The following is a 2,320-nucleotide window of genomic DNA, read 5'->3' on the forward strand; positions in this document are numbered from 1 at the left end:
ACGCTCAGATCAAGGGCCGGGCGGGGCGGTTCAAGGCAATCGGCGCGACCCGGCACGACATCATCGTCGCCTACTGGCACATCGTCCATGACCGGGTGCCCTACCGGGAGCTGGGAGGGGACTGGATCGCCCGGCGATATTCCCCCGAGCGCCGGGCCCAACGGCTCATCTCCCAGCTGGAGGATCTGGGTGTGAGGGTGACCGTGGTCCCGGACACCTCGTCGTGACGTGGATTCATATCTCAGCCGCGGCCTTCTTCGCGAAGGAGATCGTGAAGTAGGCACGGTGTGTCTTTTCATCGATGCGGAGAAGGCCACCGAGGCGAACCCCGATGGCTACAGCGTCGCGCGGCTGTGCCGCGTTTTGGGCATCAACCGCTCCACCTACTATGCGTGGCTCGCTGCGCGGCTGGCCGTCGCTGAACGGCAGTGCGCCGACGACGAGTTGGCCGGTCGTATTCGCGAGATCCACGCCGCTTCCCGTGGCGCGTACGGGGTCCCGCGGGTGCACGCCGAGCTGCGGCGCAGGGGCCATGGCATCAACCGGAAGAGGGTCGAGCGGATCATGCGTGAGCGCGACATCCGCGGGATCACCCGCCGCCGGCGCCGCCACCTGACGAAGCAGGATGCCGGGGCCGCCCCGGCCTTGGACCTGGTCGGCCGCGACTTCACCGCCAAGAGGCCCGGCACGAAACTGGTCGGCGACATCACTTATCTGCCGACGATCGAGGGCTGGTGGTATTTGGCGACCGTCATCGACCTGGCGACACGCGAGGTGATCGGCTACGCGATGGCCGACCACCACCGCGCCGAACTGGTCACCGACGCCCTGCGCATGGCCGCGGGCCGTGGCGGTCTTCAGCCGGGCTGCATCATGCACACCGATCGCGGCAGCGAGTACACCAGCAGTGAATTCCGGTGCGAGATAAGGAAGTTGAACCTGCGGCAGAGCATGGGGAGAACCGGCATATATTACGATAACATCGCGGCCGAAAGCTTCTTCGGACTGCTCAAAGCGGAGATCGGCACCACCATCTGGGAGAGCCGCGAGGCTGCCCGGGCCGACGTTTTCCGCTTCATCGAAGTCGAGTACAACCGGACCAGGCTCCGCAAGCATCCCGAGTTCGGGTACCTCACCCCACTCGAAACCCGAGCCAGGCTGCAGCACGACTTCACCCCCGCAGCGTAAGCAACCGCTGTCCAAGATCAGAGGGGAACTTCACGGACCAGCGTGAGGGCGGTTTTGTGCGCGTGGTCAAGCCGCTGGCGTCGCACCTTGCCATGCAGCTTGGCGACCTTCTCCACGGCACGCTGGTGGTTGGCCGTACGGTCCTTGGCCTTGCGTCGCGGGAATCGGGACAGGGCCTGTTGCGCGGCTTCGAGCTTCGCGGAAGCCCTCCGCCCGTGACGCGGGTTGGGAACGACGTTGCCGTTTGAGTCGGCGAGGAAGTTCGCCAGGCCCACGTCGATGCCGACGACACTGCCGGTGGCGGGCAGCGGCTCGGGCAAGAGCTCGGTCAACGCGAGGGTTCCGCCCCGCGACCAGGCACGTGGGGCGGAACCCTTCCCGTAGCAGGAACCGAACGTCAGCCGATCTCCGCACCGAAGGTGCTGAGCGCCTCCGTCACCGGCTGGAAGAACGTCACCCCACCGGCAGTGCAGTTACCGGCGCCGCCGGAGGTGAGTCCGATCGCGGTGTCACCGGAGAACAGCGGGCCACCGCTGTCACCGGGCTCGGCGCAGACGTCGGTCTCGATGAGCCCGTTGACGGTGTTGACAGTGCCAGAGTCTGGGTCTTCTGGGTCTCTGAAGTTGACGGTCGCGTCCGTGTCGGTGACCGTGCCGGTGTGCACGTGGGTCGTGGAGCCGCTGCGGGTCACCTCCTGGCCGATGGTGGCGTCGCCCGCCTTGGTGATCTTCTGGGTCGAGCCGTTGTAGAGGTTCACCTCGCTCGGGTGGTCCGCGTTCCCGCTGTACTTGACCAGGCCGAAGTCATTGTCGGGGAAGCTGGACTCCACGGTGCTGCCGAGCTCCTGACCGGCGTCCGCCCAGACGGAGGTTTCGTTGGTGCAGTGGCCGGCCGTGATGAAGTACGGCTGGCCGTCCTTGACCACGTTGAACCCCAGGGAGCAAAAGACGGTGCCACCGGTGACGGGACCGATGATTTTGTCGCCGCCCGCGATGTAGGGCTTGAACTCCCCCTTGATGCGCTTGAGTTCTGCCTTCTCCCCGAGGCCGTCCACGACCTTGGTGAGCTTGGTCCACTCGGCCTGGGAGACGGTGCGGTCGGCGGTGACGACCACCTGGTTGGTCTTGGGGTC

General features: G+C 66.2%; 2 protein-coding genes and 2 pseudogenes. 2 read left to right on the plus strand and 2 right to left on the minus strand.

Annotation, left to right across the window (positions count from 1 at the left end; all coding sequences use genetic code 11):
• Both ABZZ74_RS53650 and ABZZ74_RS53655 read left to right on the plus strand, forming a co-directional pair.
• Nucleotides 1–227, plus strand: a pseudogene (locus ABZZ74_RS53650) (IS110 family transposase); the annotation flags it as partial.
• 58 nt (nt 228–285) lie between these two features.
• Nucleotides 286–1,188, plus strand: a complete 903-nt coding sequence (locus tag ABZZ74_RS53655) for an IS3 family transposase (RefSeq protein WP_356951375.1) — start codon at nt 286–288, stop codon at nt 1,186–1,188.
• Between the two features lie 29 nt (nt 1,189–1,217).
• On the opposite strand, the pseudogene ABZZ74_RS53660 reads toward ABZZ74_RS53655, so the two are convergent.
• Together ABZZ74_RS53660 and ABZZ74_RS53665 are read right to left on the minus strand one after the other, a co-directional pair.
• Nucleotides 1,218–1,505 (minus strand): annotated as a pseudogene (locus ABZZ74_RS53660) (transposase); the annotation flags it as partial.
• Nucleotides 1,506–1,585: 80 nt separating this feature from the next.
• Nucleotides 1,586–2,320, minus strand: a 735-nt coding sequence (locus ABZZ74_RS53665; protein WP_356951376.1) for a S1 family peptidase, incomplete at its 5' end; no start/stop codon positions are given.

It is taken from the genome of Streptomyces sp. NPDC006476, assembly GCF_040612015.1.
Taxonomy (GTDB): Bacteria; Actinomycetota; Actinomycetes; order Streptomycetales; family Streptomycetaceae; genus Streptomyces; species Streptomyces griseorubiginosus_B.